Below are 1,096 nucleotides of genomic sequence, written 5' to 3' on the forward strand. Positions count from 1 at the left end.
CCTGGCGCCAGGTGCCCGCCAAGCAGCGCGCGGCCATCATCAAGCGCTGGAACGATCGGGTGCTGGCCCACCAGGACGACCTGGGCGCCCTGATCTCCATGGAGCAGGGCAAGCCCCTGGCCGAGGGCAAGGGCGAGGTGGCCTACGCCGCCAGCTACATCGAATGGTTCGGCGAACAGGCCACGCGCATGAACGGCGAGGTCATCCCCGCCCCCGTGCCCGGCCGGCGCATGTTCGCCCTGAAGGAGCCCGTGGGCGTGGTGGCCGCCATCACCCCGTGGAACTTTCCCGCCGCGATGATCGCCCGCAAGATCGCCCCGGCCCTGGCCGCCGGCTGCACGGTGGTCTGCAAGCCCGCCGAAGACACGCCCCTCACGTCGCTCGCCCTGGTGCTGCTGGCCCACGAGGCCGGGGTGCCGCCCGGCGTGCTGAACATCGTCACCGCCTCGCGCGAGAAGACGCCCGAGGTGGTGGACGTGTGGCTGGACGATGCGCGCGTGCGCAAGATCACCTTCACCGGCTCCACGCCCGTGGGCAAGCACCTGGCGCGCCGCAGCGCCGACACCTTGAAGAAACTCTCGCTGGAGCTGGGCGGCAACGCCCCCTTCATCGTGTTCGAGGATGCCGACGTGGACGCGGCCGTGGACGGCTTCATGGCCGCCAAGTTCAGAAACGGCGGCCAGACCTGCGTGTGCCCCAACCGGGTGTTCGTGCACACCAAGGTGCATGCCGAATTCGCGCAAAAGCTCACCGCCCGCGTGGCGGCCTTGAAGGTGGGGCCGGCGAGCGACCCGGCCTCGCAGATCGGGCCGATGATCAACGCCCGGGCGGTGGAGAAGATCGAGCGGCACGTGCAGGACGCGGTGGCCAAGGGCGCCAAGGTGCTCACGGGCGGACAACGCCTGACCGAGCTGGGCGCGACCTACTACGCCCCCACGGTGCTGGAGAACGCCGATGCGACCATGGCCTGCGCGTGCGAGGAGACGTTCGGGCCGGTGGCGCCGCTCACGCGCTTCGACAACGAAGAAGAGGTGATCGCCGCCGCCAACGACACGCCGTTCGGGCTGGCCGCGTACTTCTACAGCCAGGACGTGCG

1 protein-coding gene is annotated in these 1,096 nt (G+C 70.2%); it reads left to right on the forward strand.

Annotation, left to right across the window (positions count from 1 at the left end; translation table 11 throughout):
- Window positions 1–1,096 (forward strand): NAD-dependent succinate-semialdehyde dehydrogenase (locus AVMA1855_RS26485; protein WP_284428006.1); only part of this gene is annotated, 1,096 nt, incomplete at both ends.

The sequence above is a fragment of the Acidovorax sp. SUPP1855 genome, from assembly GCF_030158955.1.
Lineage (GTDB): Bacteria > Pseudomonadota > Gammaproteobacteria > Burkholderiales > Burkholderiaceae_C > Paracidovorax.